At 57.9% G+C, this 17,907-nt stretch carries 13 protein-coding genes and 1 tRNA gene; 7 read left to right on the plus strand and 7 right to left on the minus strand.

Features of this window, described 5'->3' with window-relative positions:
- Positions 1-932: glutamine synthetase type III (locus tag VMJ32_19005; protein ID HTQ41082.1), on the plus strand; the 932-nt coding region annotated here is incomplete at its 5' end.
- A gap of 166 nt (positions 933-1,098) precedes the next feature.
- On the opposite strand, the gene VMJ32_19010 is transcribed toward VMJ32_19005, so the two are convergent.
- From VMJ32_19010 to mfd, 6 genes are all read right to left on the minus strand, one after another.
- Complete coding sequence (locus tag VMJ32_19010; GenBank protein HTQ41083.1) at positions 1,099-1,353, minus strand: hypothetical protein; 255 nt, start codon at positions 1,351-1,353, stop codon at positions 1,099-1,101.
- Positions 1,350-1,586 carry a hypothetical protein gene (locus VMJ32_19015; GenBank protein ID HTQ41084.1) on the minus strand — a complete coding sequence of 79 codons (237 nt, stop codon included), beginning with the start codon at positions 1,584-1,586 and terminating at the stop codon, positions 1,350-1,352. Before VMJ32_19015 ends, VMJ32_19010 begins: the two co-directional genes overlap by 4 nt.
- Before the next feature lie 121 nt (positions 1,587-1,707).
- On the minus strand, positions 1,708-2,994 hold the full coding sequence (locus tag VMJ32_19020; GenBank protein HTQ41085.1) for a citrate synthase: 1,287 nt from the start codon (positions 2,992-2,994) through the stop codon (positions 1,708-1,710).
- A gap of 206 nt (positions 2,995-3,200) precedes the next feature.
- Entirely contained in the window at positions 3,201-3,746 is a 546-nt protein-coding gene (locus tag VMJ32_19025; protein ID HTQ41086.1) for a class IV adenylate cyclase, read from the minus strand.
- Positions 3,747-3,816: 70 nt separating this feature from the next.
- Entirely contained in the window at positions 3,817-5,535 is a 1,719-nt protein-coding gene (locus VMJ32_19030; protein HTQ41087.1) for a peptidylprolyl isomerase, read from the minus strand.
- A 133-nt stretch (positions 5,536-5,668) separates the two neighbouring features.
- Positions 5,669-9,091, minus strand: a complete 3,423-nt coding sequence (mfd, locus tag VMJ32_19035; GenBank protein HTQ41088.1) for a transcription-repair coupling factor — start codon at positions 9,089-9,091, stop codon at positions 5,669-5,671.
- Between the two features lie 231 nt (positions 9,092-9,322).
- On the opposite strand from mfd, the gene VMJ32_19040 reads away from it, so the two are divergent.
- From VMJ32_19040 to VMJ32_19065, 6 genes are all read left to right on the plus strand, one after another.
- Positions 9,323-11,698: an outer membrane beta-barrel protein gene (locus tag VMJ32_19040; protein ID HTQ41089.1), complete on the plus strand. Its 2,376-nt coding sequence runs from the start codon at positions 9,323-9,325 to the stop codon at positions 11,696-11,698.
- A gap of 99 nt (positions 11,699-11,797) precedes the next feature.
- A complete protein-coding gene (locus VMJ32_19045) occupies positions 11,798-13,009 on the plus strand; it encodes a formylglycine-generating enzyme family protein (GenBank protein HTQ41090.1) in 1,212 nt (403 codons plus the stop codon).
- 240 nt (positions 13,010-13,249) lie between these two features.
- A tRNA-Leu gene (locus tag VMJ32_19050) sits at positions 13,250-13,331 on the plus strand.
- Between the two features lie 96 nt (positions 13,332-13,427).
- Positions 13,428-14,372 (plus strand): SgcJ/EcaC family oxidoreductase, encoded by a 945-nt coding sequence (locus VMJ32_19055; GenBank protein ID HTQ41091.1) that lies wholly within the window; start codon positions 13,428-13,430, stop codon positions 14,370-14,372.
- A gap of 42 nt (positions 14,373-14,414) precedes the next feature.
- Positions 14,415-15,545, plus strand: coding sequence for a hypothetical protein (locus VMJ32_19060; GenBank protein ID HTQ41092.1), 1,131 nt, complete (start codon positions 14,415-14,417; stop codon positions 15,543-15,545).
- 155 nt (positions 15,546-15,700) lie between these two features.
- Positions 15,701-17,536 (plus strand): SulP family inorganic anion transporter, encoded by a 1,836-nt coding sequence (locus VMJ32_19065; GenBank protein HTQ41093.1) that lies wholly within the window; start codon positions 15,701-15,703, stop codon positions 17,534-17,536.
- Here VMJ32_19065 and VMJ32_19070 read toward each other — a convergent pair.
- The coding region (locus VMJ32_19070; protein HTQ41094.1) for a hypothetical protein at positions 17,533-17,907 on the minus strand (375 nt) is incomplete at its 5' end. The genes VMJ32_19065 and VMJ32_19070 overlap by 4 nt on opposite strands.

Below are 17,907 nucleotides of genomic sequence, written 5' to 3' on the forward strand. Positions count from 1 at the left end.
TTTCGATTTTCCTCGGCGATCAATTGGGCGACGTGTTCAAGCAAATCAAAGCCGGCGGAGCCAAATCGTCGATGAAAGGCGGAACGCTGACCGTCGGGGTCGATGTGCTGCCGCCCCTGCCCAAAGACGCCGGCGACCGCAACCGAACCAGTCCGTTCGCCTTCACCGGCAATCGGTTTGAGTTCCGGGCGGTGGGTTCCAACCAATCGATTGCCGGTCCGCTGGTGGCCATGAACACCATTGTGGCCGAATCGCTCGATTGGTGCGCCGGCAAGTTGGAAGCCGCCACGAAGGGCAATCCCGATGCCTTGCACGGCGCGGTGCAAAGCCTGCTGACGGAAATTATCAACGAGTGCGAATCGATCGTGTTCAACGGCGACGGCTATTCCGCGGCCTGGCATGCCGAAGCCGCCAAGCGAGGCCTGTTGAATATGAAAACGGCGGTCGATGCGTTGCCAACGCTCGATTCGCCCGAAGTGAAAGCGTTGTTTTCCAAGTACAACGTGCTTTCGGAGCGGGAATTGAAAAGCCGCCTCGACATTTACTTGGAACAGTACTGCAAAACGGTGCGAATGGAAGCGCTGCAAACGTTCGAAATGGCGAAAACGCTGTTGTTCCCAGCGGCCATTCGCTACCAGAACGAGTTGGCCTCCACCTGCGCCAATTTGAAGCTGGTCGGTTACGAGTTCGACACCGACACGCTCGACAAAGTGACGGAGCTGGTCAAAGCGTTGCAAGACAGTTGCACGGCTTTGGATAAGGCGTTGCACGATCACAGTGCGGCCAACCTGCTGGCTGAAGCACAGCACTTCTGCGACGAAGTGCTGCCGGCTATGGTGAGCGTGCGTAAATACGCCGACGAGCTCGAAGGCTGGGTGGCCGACGACCTGTGGCCGCTGCCGACCTACCAAGAAATGCTGTTCATTAAATAGACTCCTGGCCATATTTAGCCGCTGGGCTTGCCCAGCGGCTGGCTATGGCGATTCGATTGCCGCGTTGAAACTTATATAGACCAATTGGCGCGGATGTAGATGTGGCGTCCGCCAATTCTTTTTCCTTTTAGCCTCTGGCCGCAAGCCGGGGGCTTTTTTTGCGCCACTAACCAAAGCGCCAGACCTTTAGCACGCGCACCTGCATATCCTTCTTAATGACTCTGAATATCACTGCCAGCGGATAAATAAACATGATCCGCCGACCGGAACTGCGCGATTCACCGACATTGTTCGGATTTAGTTGCAAGGCGATTTCAATGCCGCTGGACGCGGACGTCACGGCACTTCGGTCACGAGCCGCCAGCCAAATGCTGGTGAGAGCTTGTTCAGCAGATGGGCGCCAAATGACGGTGTACTTCATGCTCGCCGTTCCAGATCGGCGAGAATTTCTTTCAGCGTTCGTCCGCCTTCTTCGTTATCGGCGGCTTCCAACTCTTCGTCGGTAAACGGCACGTCCAGATCGGCGTATTTTTCCGGAGTCATGGCCGGTTGGAACCAACCCAGAACTTGGCCCGACGCATCGCACAGTTCCACGGCGAAGTGCAAGTCGGCGAGTTTGGCGACCGTGGTCGGATCGACAGTGAGCTTGTCCATAAAATCCCTCTCGGCACAGCGTTGTTGAGGACCAATCTATTTTAGCCCAGCGTCGTCCCGGCGGGCAACTTTGCCAACGGTTTGGTAGTGTGGACAAATCCTAAACCGGCGAATCCTTCTCTTACCCCCGCTTATCCAGCGGTTGGTATTCGCGCTTCAGGGCGCCGGTGTAAATTTGCCGCGGGCGGCAGATTTTGGTCGGGCTTTTGTGCATTTCCATCCAATGCGCAATCCAGCCCGGCAGGCGGCCGATGGCGAACAGCACGGTGAACATGTTGATGGGGATGCCCATCGCCCGGTAGATCACGCCGCTGTAAAAATCGACGTTGGGGTACAGCTTGCGCTCGATGAAGTATTCGTCCTTGAGGGCCGCCGCTTCCAACTCCTGGGCAATGTCGAAAATCGGGTCGCGGATTTTCAATTTCCCCAACAGCTTGTCACAGGTCCGCTTGATGATGGTAGCCCGGGGATCGAAGTTTTTGTACACCCGGTGGCCGAAGCCCATCAGGCGAAAGCCGGAATCTTTGCGCTTGGCCAGTTCGACATACTTTTTCACATTGCCGCCGTCGGCCCGAATTTGCTCCAGCATTTCCACACAGGCCTGGTTGGCCCCGCCGTGCAATGGGCCCCATAAGGCACAAATGCCGGCGGAAATCGAGGCGAATAAATTGGCGTCGCTCGATCCGACCATCCGCACCGTGCTGGTGCTGCAGTTTTGCTCGTGATCGGCGTGGACAATCAACAGGAGGTTGAGCGCTTCGACAAAATCGGGATCGACCTCGTACGTTTCGCACGGCACGCCGAACATCAGGTACAAAAAGTTGGAGCAATAATCCAAATCGTTCCGCGGATACATAAACGGCTGCCCCGTCGATTTTTTAAAGCTGTACGAGGCAATCGTTGGCAATTTGGCCATCAGCCGGTGGACCGAAACCTCCACCTGCCGCGGATCGCGCGGGTCGAGCGAATCTTGATAAAACGTAGAGAGCGCTCCCACCACGCTGCTTAAAATCGCCATCGGATGGGCATCGCGCGGGAAGCCGTCGTAAAACGATTTCATTTCCTCGTGCAGCATGGTGTGCCGCTGCAAGGAATTTTTGAAGTATTGCAATTGCTGCTTCGTCGGCAATTCGCCGTAAATCAGCAAGTAGCTGGTCTCGACAAAATCGCTGCGTTCCGCCAATTGCTCGATAGGGTAGCCACGATACCGCAAAATTCCTTGTTCACCGTCGAGGAACGTAATGCCGCTGATGGCCGAGCCCGTGTTCATGTAGCCGTCGTCCATCGTAATCAGCCCCGTCGAGCCCCGGAGCTTGGAAATATCGACGGCAATTTCATGCTCGGTGCCGGTGATCACCGGCAGCTCGAGTTGATGATTGTTGTACAGCAGTTTGGCCGCGTCGGGCATGATGATGTTTACCACAAAGTTGCGAATGGGACGAACTTGCCAAGAGGTTACGGACGGCAAAGAGCACGGGTCGAACAATTCACTCAGTGAATTCGAACTTGCCAGATACATGAAGTTCGAATTGGCCGCCTAAAATTATCATACCGGCCAAATAGCGCAAGCGGAAGCGGCCTACTGCGGGCGGAAAACACGCGGCTTTCCGTCCGTCATTTTGCCAACAGCAGGTCTGCATAGGACGACGAGAGTAAATCAACCCGCTCTATGCCGAATTCAATTTGCAGGTGAGCCACTTGGGCGCGGCCGGCCGCTGCATCCACCTGGTGGCCCAGCACCGATTCGAATTCGATAAACGTGCCCAAGTTGGACACTTCGTCCAGATGAATCCGCACATTTTGGTGCAAAAAAATCTCGCGTCGCTTGGAAACTATGCCGCGAATCCCCATTTCGCGCTTCAACGCTGTCACGCGATCAGGATCGCTGATTTCAATCAATTGGTAATCACTTTGCTTGGCGTCCGGTTCGTCAGGCCGTTCATAGCGAATCAACTGGGCCAACCGGCGCGGCGGCTCGCCAGGGTGAGAATCATCTTCCACAATTTCGCGCAGCTTCAATCGCCCTTGCGGGCAATGAAAGTAAGTGTCGGTCTGGTGCTGCACGCCCAAATAGGCGGTGGCTAAACGCTGGGCAATTGTCCGGGCGGCGGCAAGATTATGCACGCGGGCTTTCAACTCGATATTGCAGGCCGGTTTCATTGCCCAGGATTATGTCCGCGCCGCGGGCAGACATCAACGCTCGTCACCGATTTTCAACGGCAAGCGTAGATTAAAAATTGTGTTCGACAACCTTTGGCGGACCGTCGAGGCCCCCCGGCTGATCGTCGAAAACGCTGTGAATTGGCGTTTTCTTGCGCAAATCGGACAAGTATTTATCAAGCTGCTTCTTGCGATTTTCGTCTTTCAATTGTTTTTTGATGTCCCCCTGGGTGTCTTCAAACGATTTCCGTCCGGCGTCTTTGCGTTCCACGACGCGGATGATGTGAAAGCCGCGATCGCTCTCAATAATGGTGCTTAAACTGCCAATCGGCAGTTTGAACAAATTCTCGTCCAGCGCTTTGCAGGCCAGGCTGCCTTGCGTGGTCCAATCGTACGCGCCCCCTTGATCGGCGGTCGGGCCTTGAGACGAGCGTTTGGCCACTTCGGCCAGCGGCGCACCCTGCATCACTTGATTGCCCAACTGGGCAATCGCGGCATAGGCGGCGGTCTTGTCCGGAAATTGATCGAAGCTCACCATCAATTCTTCCCAACGTGCCTGGGCCGGATATTCGTAATCGGGCAAATGTTGTTCGTAGTAACCCAGCACGTCGGCCAACGATATCTGCTGATCGTCCTTGATTTGCTGCTGCAGCCAGCCGTGAAACATGTTTTGCTCGAAAAACGACCGCCGTTCCCAATCCAGCGAACTGCCCGCGGCGCGAAGCGCCTCGTCCAACTCATGCTGGTTGGCTGCGTGGTACGATTCCATGAGTTTGGGAATTTGATTTTTGTCGAAATCGCGGTTGACTTCATTTTCAATCTTTCCCAGGGCCTGGGCAGGAATCGTTTGCTTGGCGTCGTTCACCACCAGCTTCATTTCCGCCATTTGCTTCAGCACCGGTCGCATGGCCGCCTCGTACAATTCTTTTTCCTGACCAGGCGGCGGAGCAGAAATCATTTTATTGTGAATCGCCTGGTTGATCATGGCGCGCACGTCCCCGGCCAGAATCGGGAGCGTGCCGACCGTCGCAACGATCTTACCGTCCTCGTAATCTTGCCGCGGGCCGGGCAGCACTTGCAGGCTTTGCATGTTGGCGTTGGACTCCGGCGCCGCTGCAGCCGAATTCTGCTGCGCTGCTTCGGCGGGGCTAATGGGAGCTTGGCTTGCCGGAGGTGCAGCGGGCGGGTTGGGAAGCTGGCTCGTTGCCTCCGCAGATGCCGGTGGCATCTGGCCCAATGGCGCTGGATTGGCATACGGATAGGTTGCTGTGTCCCCAGGAACTCCCATCGGCGGGCCAGCGGCAGCCGTCGGCGAAATCATTGGAGTCGGCACAGGAACAATCGAGGGCGGGAGAGGTTGTGCCGACGCTGGCCCCGCCGCCGTCGACATCAGAAACGCAGTTTGCGGCGCCACCGTGTTAGAGGTTGCTGCGTTCGGCGCCGTGTTGACGGGAACTGCGTTGATGGCTGCTGCAACATTGTTTGTGCTATTTGGAGCAGAAGAATATTCCAGCGGCGCACCGGGCCAAGAAGCGGGGCGAGTCGCGGGCATCGGCTGAGTGGGTGCCCCGGGCAAATTGCTGTAAGGCACGCTTCCCGGCTGTCCACTCCAACCCGGCGGAGTATTCCAATCGTTGGCTTGCGGCGCCGCCGCGGCCACACCCGGCGATTGGGCCCGTACGCTGCGGGCCAAATCGATCAAATCTTGCGCAATCCCCGGCCGCAGCCACAGCGTGGCCAACAGCGCCAAAGTTGCGCACAACAAAAGGTTATATAGCGTCCGTGCCACGCGCTAGCCTGCGCCTGAAAAGTTGGAAAATGTCGTAATCAGATTAGAACCGCCGAGAAAAGTTACCGCGCGGGTCGAGATGTTAGCGGCTGCTTAACGAACCGTGCAAGGCCGACTCGCACCTACCCGCTGTTTATGCAGGCTGCAAAACGGATTCAACAAGTGCTAGCAACGCATCAGGGTCAGTTTTGTGCCCTTTCAGCGGCAGATATGCGCTGCGCTCATCCACAATCCGTAGCCGGTTGCGGCTGAGCCGCTTTAATTCTTCGATCTTCTGCCGATGGTTGTATTGGAAAACCAGGTACCCTTCTTCCCGGCCGATCGATTCAATTTGCCAGCGGGCCGCCGCAATGCGCAACTCAGCAAGCTTTGCCATCCCGGCGGCCGCCGGCGGCAGCGGACCAAAACGGTCCAACATTTCGGCCCGCAGGTCGTTTAATTCGTCCATCGCAGTTACCCGCGTGAGCCGGCGGTACAAATCGATCTTCATCCGCATGTCGGGCACATAACTGCGCGGAATAAACGCCTCGCCGGCAAGGTCGATCCGGACTTCAATGGTTTCCTTCGGCGGCAGTTTTTTCAGTCGCCTCACGGCCTGCTCCAACAATTCGCAATACAATTCATAACCGATGGTGGCAATATGCCCGCTCTGCTGTGTGCCCAAAATGTTGCCGGCCCCGCGGATTTCCAAATCGCGCATGGCAATGGCGAAGCCGGCCCCCATGTCGCTGAATTCCTCGATGGCCCGCAATCGCTTGGCCGAATTCGTCGACAGATATTTGTTGGGGTCAATCAATAAATAACAGTAGGCACGGTGCTTGTACCGTCCCACGCGACCCCGCAGTTGGTGCAAATCGGCCAGGCCGTAGCGATCGGCCTCGTCGATGAAAATCGTGTTGGCGTTGGGAATGTCCAGCCCACTTTCGACAATCGTGGTGGCCAGCAGGATATCGAACTTGTGATTCACAAAATCCAACATCACATTTTCCAATTGATGCTCCGGCATTTGCCCGTGCCCGATGCGGATCCGTGCCTCCGGCACAATCCGTTGCAATTTAGCGACCAGTAGTTCGATGTCGTTCACGCGGTTGTGGACGAAAAACACCTGGCCGTTACGGTTGATTTCGCGCATGATGCCATGCCGAATCAGTTCCTCGTCGAACCGCGTCACGCGGGTTTCCACGGCCAGGCGGTCTTCAGGCGGCGTCTCTAAATTCGAAATGTCGCGTAAACCCAACAGCGACATGTGCAAAGTCCGGGGAATCGGCGTGGCGGTCATCGTCAGCACGTCCACGGTGGCCCGCAGCGCTTTTAGCCGCTCTTTCACTTCCACGCCGAAGCGCTGCTCCTCGTCAATGACTAACAGGCCGAGATTTTGAAAGTTCACGTCCCCTTGCGCCAACCGATGCGTGCCGATGACCAAATCGACAGAGCCGTCGACCAGCCCGGCAATGGTTTCACGCTGTTCTTTGTCGGTGGCGAAGCGGCTAAGCACCTCGATGCGAAACGGAAACTCCGCCATCCGCGCCGTGAAAGTTCGCCGATGTTGTTCGGCCAAAATGGTCGTTGGCACTAATACGGCCACTTGGTGCCCGGCGTCGATGGCTTTGAACGCCGCCCGAATGGCGAGTTCCGTTTTTCCGTACCCCACGTCGCCGCACAACAGCCGGTCCATGGGCCGCGGCTGGCGCATGTCGTGCTTGATGGCGGCAATGGCCGAAAGCTGATCCGGCGTTTCGCGGTAAGGAAATGCGGCGTCGAACTCGCGCTGCCACTCCGAATCAGGCGGAAATTCAATGCCCGGCCGCGTCGCCCGCATAGCTTGCACTTGCAGCATGTCGGCCGCCAAATCGACGACGGCGCGCTGGGCCGCTTCTTTCTGTCGCACCCACATCCGGCCGCCAATGTGCGCCAAACTGGGCCGGGCTTTGTTGCCGCCAATGTATTTTTGCACCAGGTCGATGTTCGAAGCCGGCACGAAAATGCGCGTGCCGCCGTGGAATTCCACTTCCAAGTGTTCTTCCACCGCCCCATTTTTTTCCAGCAGCTTCATCCCCCGATAGCGTCCAATGCCGTGCGACAAGTGGACCACGTAATCCCCTTCGCGCAATTCCAGGAAGCTGTCAATCACCCGCCCCAACCGTCGGCGGGCCGGGCGGTTCAAATCCTGCCGATGAAATAATTCCCCGCTGGAAACCAGCACTATCCGCTCGCTTACCAAGCGAAAACCCGCCTGCAACCGGCCGATGGGAAAGTGCAATTTTCCCGCGGCGGCCAGCTTGGTGGTGCCGAATATTTCGCGCAGACGGTCCACTTCAGCTTCTGTCGGGCAGATGAGATGTACGTCGTAGCCTAGTCCGACGGTATCCAGCTCGTCACGCACTTTGGCGATGTCGCCGCTGAAGCGCTCTACGCTTTCGATGCGCAATTGGCATTCGGCCTCCATCGAACCGCTGGCCACGGCAGCAGCCGTGACCGAGGGAAATCGATAAATCGCGGCCAGCGCGTCGTCCAAATCGTGAACATCCTGCGGCCGCTCCAATCGCTGCCGATAGTGACGCCCCTCCTCCTGCATTTCGTTCGGTTCGACAAGCAGAAACCAACTACGCGGCGGCAGGTAGGAGGCCAAGTGAGTGGTGAGGGGTAAGGGGCGAGAGGTTTGGACAGCGTGAGATTCGCCCTTTGCATCGTCCCTTTGCTGCCCCCGCATCCCTGAACCCTGAACCCCGTCGGGCAACACCGTGATGTCGACCCCATCCAGCGCTTCCAAACTGCGTTGCGTGCTCACCTCAAAGCGCCGCAGCGACTCGACCGTGTCGCCAAAAAATTCAATCCGTACCGGATGAAACCAATCGGGTGCAAATACGTCAACAATGCCGCCGCGCGGCGAAAATTCGCCCGGCAATTGCACCGCGCTGGTGTTGTGGAACCCGTTTTCCGCCAGCCAGCGGAGCAGCGTATCGGGCGGAATTTCGTCGCCCAGGTGCAGCCGTTTCGTTTGCGCCGCCAACATTTCCGGCGGCGGCACCGGCTGCAACAGCGCTTGGATGCTGGTGACGATCAGGCGCGGCGCAAACTGTTCCCTAGCCGACAACTTGTTGTCGGTTGTCGACGGCCGAGCCGTTGCCTCACTGGGCGCATTCAGCAATTTCAGCACGCGCAGCCGGTCGCCGTGGGCTTCGTCTTGAACATCCCGGTCGCCGGGCGCATTTTCCCAAGCGGGAAACTTATCCAAATTGTAGGAGGCGAATCCTTTCGCCGATGGGGCAGCACTCATCGCCGAGTCAGCCGTCGGCCTTGGCAAGAAAATCGCCAAGTCGTCGCAAAAATCGTCGACGTCGCCGGCGCGGGGCAGCACCACCACCAACGTCGCCGGAGCATGCCGCGCTAAATTGGCCGCTGCCAGCGCGCAGCTGGAGCCCCAGACTCCGCCCAGCGCCGCGCCATGACCTGCGGTCAGGCTGGCGATGATTTGGGCGTAGCCTTCTTGCGAATCCAATCGCTCGGCCAGTTGTTGCAAGCGTGCCGAGCCGATGTCGGCTGCGGGCGCTACCATGACTAGCGGAATTGTAAGCATTTCTCCGTTTTGAAGTAGGCCGCATAATCGGCAAAGTTTCACCCATTTGTTGCTCCATCAGCGGGGTGCCTGCGAATTTGCATAAGCCGGGCAAGTTCTCCCCGCTGTATCGGGAATTCTCGACTTAACGCCTTTATCAGTTCGAACAGTGGGAAGGGCAGGCGTGTTCTGTTCGTAGTGCCTTGGATGTTTAGCGAAAGAGGAATAGGAATGAACAGCGTGGCCAAAAAAGCGGCCCTGTGCGGTATGGCCGCTGCGTTGTTGAACGCGGCATTGGCATTTGCCCAGGAGCTAAGGCAGCCTGAAGCAATCCCCCCATTGCCGCTGCCACAACCCAAGGCGCTAGAGGTATCGAAATCGGAAACCGATGCGGCCGTTTCGCCCCCCACTTTGTCATCGCATCCGCCCACGCCTTCGCAATCAGTGTTGAAGCTGGCCAATGCCGACGACTATTCCGAAGACGAACTGTACGGCTCCTCAACCATCAGCGATGCAAATGCTTCGGCTCGGCGCGCCGGCGGTTGGTCTGATCGGTCCACGATCAAATTGAAAACGGTTTCTCAATCAACCACCAATTCGACATCGGCGCCGCAGCCGGCGCCACTACCGCAACTTAATGCGCCCCCCGCTCCGTATAATGCAAGTCCTACCGCAAATGGAAACGTTGGCCAGCCAGACCAAAGCCTTGCGCCCCCATATTCCAGCCCAGGATGCGGACCGCCGTGTGGGCCGGCAATTCCGTACGTGCCCTATTCATCTCAACAGGCCCCCTTCGCGCCGACTTTTTATCCATGTCCCTATTATCCGCCCTGCTATTGCTATTCCGGACAGCTTACCGCTGCTGCGCCTTGTCCGTGCCCATCCGGGTGCGGTCAGCAGTCATGCGGCATTGGATTATTATGTCATCCGGCCTACGGCCCCATGCCCAGCTATGGGCCAGCCTGTGATCCTGCGGCGTATGTGCCCTCATCCGATCTAGAATCGCCAAATAATCAGCAAATCGAGGCGCCAACGAATCAGCCTCCAAGTTCGCAGTCATCGGGTTCCCAATCGACCAAAACGTATCCTGTGCGCAGAACTTCCGCCGTGTTGGAGATGGACGAAAGCGGCGACAACACCCTGAACAGCGCCGGCTCCCGTGATAACGCCCCCAGCGGCCCAAATCCCAGCCTGAACGCCCCGCCGGTTCCGCCGGAAATCTTGGGCGGCGGCAATGCAAACAGCGCTGCCCAACCAGCAGCCGGCGGCGGCTCGTCCAGCGCCAATTCGTCTTGTTGTGAGTCGTGCGCAGGTTCGTGTCAATCGAACGGCTGCGATTCCTGCAATCAATGCAATTCCTGCGGCTGCGATTCGTGCCACCACAAATGCCTGCCGCTGATCCACATTGACGAATGTTGCCCGTTGCAGTGCGAAGACGAACCCGTCGATCATCTGTTTGGCAATTGCTGCTGTTTGAAACAGAACGACCTGACGATCACCGGCTGGATCGATGCCGGCATCATGGGCAATGGCCGCAACACGGCCGATGGCTTCAACGGTCCGCTGACGTTTGCCGACCGCAACGGCGAGGGACAGGCAAACCAGGTTTGGTTTTCCTTCGATCGATCGGCTCCGGCGAATAATTGCGGCTGGTTTCTAGGTGGCCACGTCGATTACTTTTACGGCAGCGACTTCTTCTTCGCCACGGCCGCCGGTTTAGATGGCACGCCAAACGGCGACACGCCGCGCTGGAATTCCGATCCGCGATTACTGTACGGCTCTGCCATGCCGCAACTTTACGTCGAAACGGATTACGACGATTGGAAAATTAAATGGGGCCACTTCCTTACTCCGCTGGGGTACGAAGCGCCGCCGGCTATCGCCAACTTTTTTTACAGCCATTCGTACACCTTTCAATATGGCGAGCCCTTCACGCACACCGGTTTCCTGGTCACCAAGCCGACCGGCGACAATTGGACTTGGAACGGCGGCCTGGTTGCCGGCTGGAACACCTTCGATACCGATGATCGCGCGGCTTGGCTGGGCGGCGTCACCTACGCCGACAAGGATTGGGGCAGCTTGGCCTTTGAAATCATCACCGGGCAAGACAGCGAGTTGAATTTGCCCGGCGTGGGACCGTTCGCCGACCGCACCCTGTACAGCCTGGTGTGGACCCGCAATTTCACCAGCCGCTTCACGTACGTTTTGCAGCACGATTTGGGTAATCAAAACGACGCCATCACCGCCCGAGGCGGAGGCGCCCAATGGTACGGCATCAACCAATATCTGTTTTACAAGCTGAATTGCTGCTGGACCGCCGGCATGCGCATCGAATGGTTTCGCGATGACGACGGATTTGTGGTGACCACTGCCCGGCCCGGCAATGCCGACAACGGCGCCAGCTTCCCGGGGAACTTTTATGAAATTACCTTGGGTCTGAACTACAAACCCAACAGCAATTTGGCCATTCGTCCGGAAGTTCGCTGGGATTGGTACGATGGGCAGCCAAACCAAAGCGTAACAAATCCGCCGGTCACCAGCCCCTATAATGCGGGCACCGCCAATAACCAGTTGACCTTCGGCGTCGACTTGGTAACGCAGTGGTAATTGGCCGTTCTATAAATGCCTTCGGCACGTTGCCTTCGGCTCTCGCACAGATTACAAAGGTGTGAATCTGTTCGCACTGCGTTCTGTGTGAGCCGGCGCATGGGAAACAATTCGCTGAACCGCCCCGGAGCGAATCTTTCTGCCGGCAACCGATCAAGCGGCAGCGAGCCTTCTGCCATTTCAACCGCAGCTCGCGCGTTGTTGCTGCTCGCGCTCGGAGCCGGGGCATTTTTGCTCAGTTATTGGCTGACGAAGCCACGCAGCCGATTGGCCCCACTTGCTGCCCCGCCAGACCAGGCACAATCGGCGGCATCGTCCTTCGCACCCGCTCCCGTTCCTTCCGGTCCCGCGCCGCAGGGCATGGTCTGGATTCCCGGCGGTCAGTTCACCATGGGGACCGATTCCGCCTTGGGCTGGCCCGAGGAAAAGCCGCCGCATCCGGTGCGGGTCGATGGTTTTTGGATGGACGCCACCGATGTCACAAACTCGCAATTCGCCCGGTTTATAGAGGCCACCGGTTACAAAACCACCGCCGAGCGCGCTCCCACGGCGGAAGAAATACTACAGCAGCTTCCCCCCGGCTCCGCGCCGCCTGATCCCAAAGACCTGGTCCCCGGTTCCTTGGTTTTTATCCCGCCGCCAGGACCCGTCCCGCTAAACGATGTTTCCAATTGGTGGAAATGGGTGCCCGGCGCCAGTTGGCGACATCCGGAAGGGCCATCCACTGACATTGCCGGTCGAGAAGAGCATCCCGTCGTCCACGTTTCCTGGGATGACGCCCTCGCCTACTCTCATTGGGCCGGTAAACGGCTCCCCACCGAAGCCGAGTGGGAATTTGCCGCCCGCGGTGGCTTGGAAAATAAAGACTACGTGTGGGGCGACGATCCGCCCGACGAGGCGCACCCTTTGGCCAACACCTGGCAGGGAGAATTTCCTTACCACAACACCCTGGCCGATGGATACCTGCGCACCTCGCCGGTAAAATCGTTTCCACCCAATGGCTTTGGGCTGTACGATATGGCCGGAAACGTTTGGCAATGGTGCGCCGATTGGTACGACGTCAGTTTGTATGCGCGCCGCGCCGGTCAGGGTGTGATTGTGAACCCCACCGGCCCGGATCGAGGTTACAATCCTGCGGCGCCGTACAAAACCCAGCGCGTCCAGCGCGGCGGTTCGTTCTTGTGCAGCGACGATTATTGCTGGCGCTACCGGCCCAGCGCCCGGCAGGGAAGCACGCCCGATACCAGCATGTCGCACGTCGGTTTCCGTTGCGTGATGTCGCCGGCGCAAACCCCAGGAATAAGTAAATGAAAGTCCCCGATAAGTCCCACGATGACGCAGCAATACATTGAACATTTCTCTCCACGATCAAATTCAAGCTAAATGATTTTTTAATGGATGCATTCCCATGACACACACAACCCGCCTGCAGCTTTTGGCCGTTTTGGTATTGGGTGCCGCCCTGGGTTACGTTGCCGCCGGCGATCATCACGTGACGTGCCCTTGACGAACGCCGCCGCCATCCGAACACTAATGTCGATTGCTTGCCACGCGAGAGTGGCGGAATTGGCAGACGCGCTGGACTTAGGATCCAGTCCCGAAAGGGGTGTGGGTTCAAATCCCTCCTCTCGCATCTTCATTCGAAGCCACAACTGCGGAAGCCTTTTGCGCTTTCGCAGAAATGCAGGTCAAAGTTTTATTTACCAGGCATGACGCACGAGGTGCAAAAATGATTCGCAGGCCATGGATTTTAGCCGCGGGGAGCATTTGCATTTGGAGCGCTGTAACGGCGAATGCCGCCCGCGCCCAAGCGCCAAAATCAGATTCATCACCCGCCGCAACGGCCGGCACTGCCAACAAAGACGAGGCGGCCATTCGCCAAGGGGCCACTGCATTCTCCCGCGCTTTTGAAAATGCCGATGCCAAGGCCATTGCCCAATTGTGGGCCGAAAATGGCGAATACGAGGACGACCAGGGTGCCCATCTAGTCGGCCGAGACGCTATTGAAAAGGCGTACACGCAGCAGTTCGCCGAAAAAAAGGGGGGCAAAATCGACGTCGAGGTCAAGTCCGTCCGCTTTCTCACGCCCGACGTGGCCGTGGAAGAAGGCATCTTGCACGAATCCAGCGCCGGCCGAGAGCTGCCTACCACGACTCGCTACAGCGCCATTGATGTCCGCGATGGCGGGCAATGGAAAATCGCCCAATGTCGGGAGTGGGGAGTTGGCCAGGATCATCTGGACGACTTGAATTGGTTGGTCGGCAACTGGAAGGGGCAATCGAAAGAGCAGGAGTTGAATCTCTCCTTCGCCTGGGACGAAAAACAACCCATCTTGTTGGCCAAGCTGACCCCCAAGTCGTTGGGCACAAGCAAAACAGTCCTGCCGTCGGGAATCATTAAAATTGGATACGATGCAAGGCGTGGTGAATTCCATTCCTGGCATAGCAATCAGGATGGCAGTCAAAGCCGAGCGCAATGGCAGCGCGACGGCAACCGCTGGGTGATCAATGCCACCGGGCTGACCAGCGATGGCCAGGACCTGGCTGCCGAATTTATTTTAACCCGCATCGACAACAACAATTTCACCTGGCGCTCGGTGAATCGGCTGGTAGGCGGTCAGCCGTTGCCCGACACCGTGCCCATTAAATTGACCCGTGTCACTGACAGCAATTAAATCGATCACCACCAACTCAATAGATCTTAAAAGGCAAAACACATGTCCCGACGCATTTCTGTTCTGTTCGTCGTTGCCATCGTGGGCTTGGTCTGCATTAGGGATGACGCTTTAGGACGCGGTTTCGGCGGCGGCGGCGGATTTCACGGCGGTGGAAGCTTTGGCGGCGGCAATTTCGGGGGCGATCGCAGCTTCGGCGGCGGCAACTTTGGGGGCGATCGCAGTTTTGGCGGCGGTGATTTTGGGGGTGATCGTAACTTTGGCGGCGGCGATTTCAGTGCCGATCGATTCGGCGGCTACGGCGGAGATCGTTATGGCAACATCGACGGCGACCGCGCGGCCGCGGGAAATGTTGCCGACCGTGGTTGGCAATCCGCCTATGCCGGCAGCCGCTTTGCCGGCGACGGCAGCCTGGCGCGTTATTCAAACATCAATGGCGCTGGAATCAATCACGTAACCGCCAACTGGTCGCAGGGCGATCTTGCCAATCGGGCCGGCAACATCCGCTCGAATTTCGGCTATTACAATTGCTTCCATCCCAACTGGTATGCGGCGCATCCGGGTTGCTGGTTTGCAGCCGGCTGGGCGGCCGGCGATGCTTGGCGATGGGCCACCTGGCCCGCAGTCACCGCCTGGTGTGGCATTGCCGGAGCGCCGGCTTACTACGATTACGGCAACAACATCGTCTATCAAGACGATGACGTGTATTACGACGGCCGAGATGTCTGCACCGCGCAGCAGTATGCTCAACTGGCCACCAACCTGGCCGATCAAGGGCAGCAAGCCAATCCGCCCACGACCGACGATTGGCAACCGCTGGGCGTTTTTGCCCTGGTGCAAGGCAACGAAACCACTTCCAACAATTTGTTTCAATTGGCCGTGGATAAACAAGGAACCATTCGCGGCAATTATTATGACGGCCTGATGGATACCACCACGCCGGTTTATGGCTCCGTCGACAAAAAAAATCAGCGGGCCGCTTGGACCATTGGCAAGTCGAACGAGCGCGTCTTCGATACTGGAATTTACAACCTCACGAAACCACAGGCGCCCGTCTTGGTTCACTTCGGCGCTGACCGCACGCAGCAATGGCTCTTGGTGCGCGTCGAGCAACCCAATAACAGCCAATCACGGCTAAATCCACCGGCGCCGGAATCCTCAACTCTCCGTTGAACCGTCCTGCGATGGGGCGTTACCTTTCCGGTATGTGCCTGGCAGTTTTTTATTCAAAACTGCCCAAGCAATGCCGGCAAAAATCTTCTATAGTTGCTCCTAGACGAGAGTTGGTTGTACCTTCATCGAGTGAATCTTGCCCGCAGGACTAGCGAATGAACTACGCCCCGCCCCAAAGCAACGGACAGGCGGAGGCGCTTTCGCCGTGGCGGGCGGCATTTTTCCGCTTTGTCCCGGCGTTCGACTCACTGCGCAACTATTCGCTGCGCATTCTCGCCGTCGATACCATGGCCGGATTAACGGTGGCCGCCGTCGCCCTGCCGCAGGCCATGGCCTATGCCCAAATCGCCAACATTCCGCCGCAATACGGCTTGTATACCGCCATTGTAATGACCGCGGTCGGGGCGCTGTTCGATTCGTCCAAGCAGCTCATCAACGGCCCGACCAACGCCATCTCCATCGCTGTGCTCAGCGCGCTGGTTGGTTTTGGCGAAAGCGAGCGAATTCCCGCCTTCATTCTGCTTACCCTCATGGTCGGCGTGGTTCAAATTGCAATTTCACTGTGCCGGCTGGGCGATTTAACTCGCTACGTTTCGCATGCGGTTATTGTCGGCTTCACGCTGGGGGCGGGGGTGTTGATCGTGCTCGATCAATTGAAGAACCTGCTGGGGTTGGCCGCCGCCGGAACGGGCGAAGATCATTTTCTCAAACGCTTTTGGCTGACGATCGAGAACATTGGGCAAACCAATTCCACGGCGCTGTGCATCGGCCTGGGAACCATTGCCATTGCGCTGGCCCTGCGCTGGTTCAATGCGCGCTGGGGCCTGCGGCTGCCGGAGTTGCTGCTGGCCATCATTGCCGTGACGGTCATCGTGGGGACACAGCAGCTTGATCAGCAGGGCTTAAAAATTGTGGGAAAAATTCCCGCCAAGCTGCCGGCGCCCCAGTGGCCCGACATCCAATGGCCGCGCGTCCACGCTCTGGTCGGCAACAGTGTGGCCATTGCCCTGTTGGGCTTGCTCGAAGCCATTTCGATGGCCAAAGCCATTGCCGCCCAGACGCGCCAAAAGCTCGACATGAATCAGCAATGTCTCAGCGAAGGCTTAGCCAATCTCACCGGCAGTCTGTTTCAGTGCTTTCCCGGCTCCGGATCGTTGACCCGCTCCACCATTAACCAGCAGGCCGGCGCCCGCACGCAGTGGTCGGGTGTGATTTCGGCTGCGGCGGTGGCGCTGACCGTGGTTTTTTTCGCTCCCTATGCCTACTACATTCCCAAGGCTGGGCTGGCCGGCATTTTAATGCTGTCCGCCTGGCGGCTCGTCGATCGGCAGCAGTTGGTTTATTACGTCCGCACCACGCGCATCGACGCCTGGATTGTCGCCCTCACCGCCGTTTCGGCCGTGGCCGTGTCGGTCGAGTTTTGCGTGTTGATCGGCGTCTTTTTATCGTTCGTGTTGTACGTGCCGCAGGCGGCGCGGGCCCACATGACCGAATTAGTTGTTTCGCCGGAGCGGGTGATTCGCGAACGAATGCTCACCGACCCGGTCTGCACGCGGATTCGCATTTTCAGCCTGGAGGGCGATCTGTTCTTTGGCGCCTCGCCGGAATTGGAAGAACATTTAGACGCCGTCGCCCGCACCGCCGAGGAAGGCGTGCGCGTCATCGTGTTGCGGATGAAGCGCGTCCGCAGTCCCGATGCCGTGTGCATGAGCGTGCTCGATCACTTTATCCAACGCATGCAAGCCGCCAACGTGACGGTGCTGCTGTGCGGCGTGCGGCCCGATTTAATGCGCGTGATCGATTCCAGCGGTTTGGCCCGGCGTTTAGGGCAGGGGCGCGTGTTCGTGTTCCAGGAAACCGGCGAATTTTGGACCAGCACGCTGGAAGCCGTCCGCTTTGCCTACGAGATGATCGGCGACGACGTGTGCGAGGTCTGCCCCAGCCACGCCGAAAGCCTCAACAAAAAAGACGGCTGGTATTATTTGATCTAACCAGGCCGTGTGATCTGAATGCTTCCCGCCTTCTGCTTCCCGCCTTCTGCTTTCTGCCTTCTGCCTTCTGCCTTCTGCCTTCTGCCTTCCGCCTCCTCTGGCCCAAAAACTCCCTTGCCTTCTCCGCAGAAATGTACTAATGTGCACATCGTTGCGAAAACGTAAAACCTCGCAACATCCAGCCACGCCGGTTTCGGCCGGATGTTCCGTCCGCGGCCCGCTGGATCAATCCTCCGTGTTTCCACTGCTTGATGACGAGGTGTTGTGTCCGTGGCTTGATCGATCAGTCGCGCCCACATCAGCCCGGTGGCACGCTCTGCAAAGCGCAGGCTGCCCCCAGCTGCCGATTGGCTAATGGCTAACCGCTCATT

The organism is Pirellulales bacterium, assembly GCA_035499655.1.
Taxonomy (GTDB): Bacteria; Planctomycetota; Planctomycetia; order Pirellulales; family JADZDJ01; genus DATJYL01.

Coding starts and splice junctions, on each gene's coding strand:
- VMJ32_19010 (HTQ41083.1), bottom strand. CDS start 1,353: ATGAAGTACACCGTCATTTGGCGCCCATCTGCTGAACAAGCTCTCACC.
- VMJ32_19015 (HTQ41084.1), bottom strand. CDS start 1,586: ATGGACAAGCTCACTGTCGATCCGACCACGGTCGCCAAACTCGCCGAC.
- VMJ32_19020 (HTQ41085.1), bottom strand. CDS start 2,994: ATGCCCGACGCGGCCAAACTGCTGTACAACAATCATCAACTCGAGCTG.
- VMJ32_19025 (HTQ41086.1), bottom strand. CDS start 3,746: ATGAAACCGGCCTGCAATATCGAGTTGAAAGCCCGCGTGCATAATCTT.
- mfd (HTQ41088.1), bottom strand. CDS start 9,091: ATGGTAGCGCCCGCAGCCGACATCGGCTCGGCACGCTTGCAACAACTG.
- VMJ32_19040 (HTQ41089.1), top strand. CDS start 9,323: ATGAACAGCGTGGCCAAAAAAGCGGCCCTGTGCGGTATGGCCGCTGCG.
- VMJ32_19045 (HTQ41090.1), top strand. CDS start 11,798: ATGGGAAACAATTCGCTGAACCGCCCCGGAGCGAATCTTTCTGCCGGC.
- VMJ32_19055 (HTQ41091.1), top strand. CDS start 13,428: ATGATTCGCAGGCCATGGATTTTAGCCGCGGGGAGCATTTGCATTTGG.
- VMJ32_19060 (HTQ41092.1), top strand. CDS start 14,415: ATGTCCCGACGCATTTCTGTTCTGTTCGTCGTTGCCATCGTGGGCTTG.
- VMJ32_19065 (HTQ41093.1), top strand. CDS start 15,701: ATGAACTACGCCCCGCCCCAAAGCAACGGACAGGCGGAGGCGCTTTCG.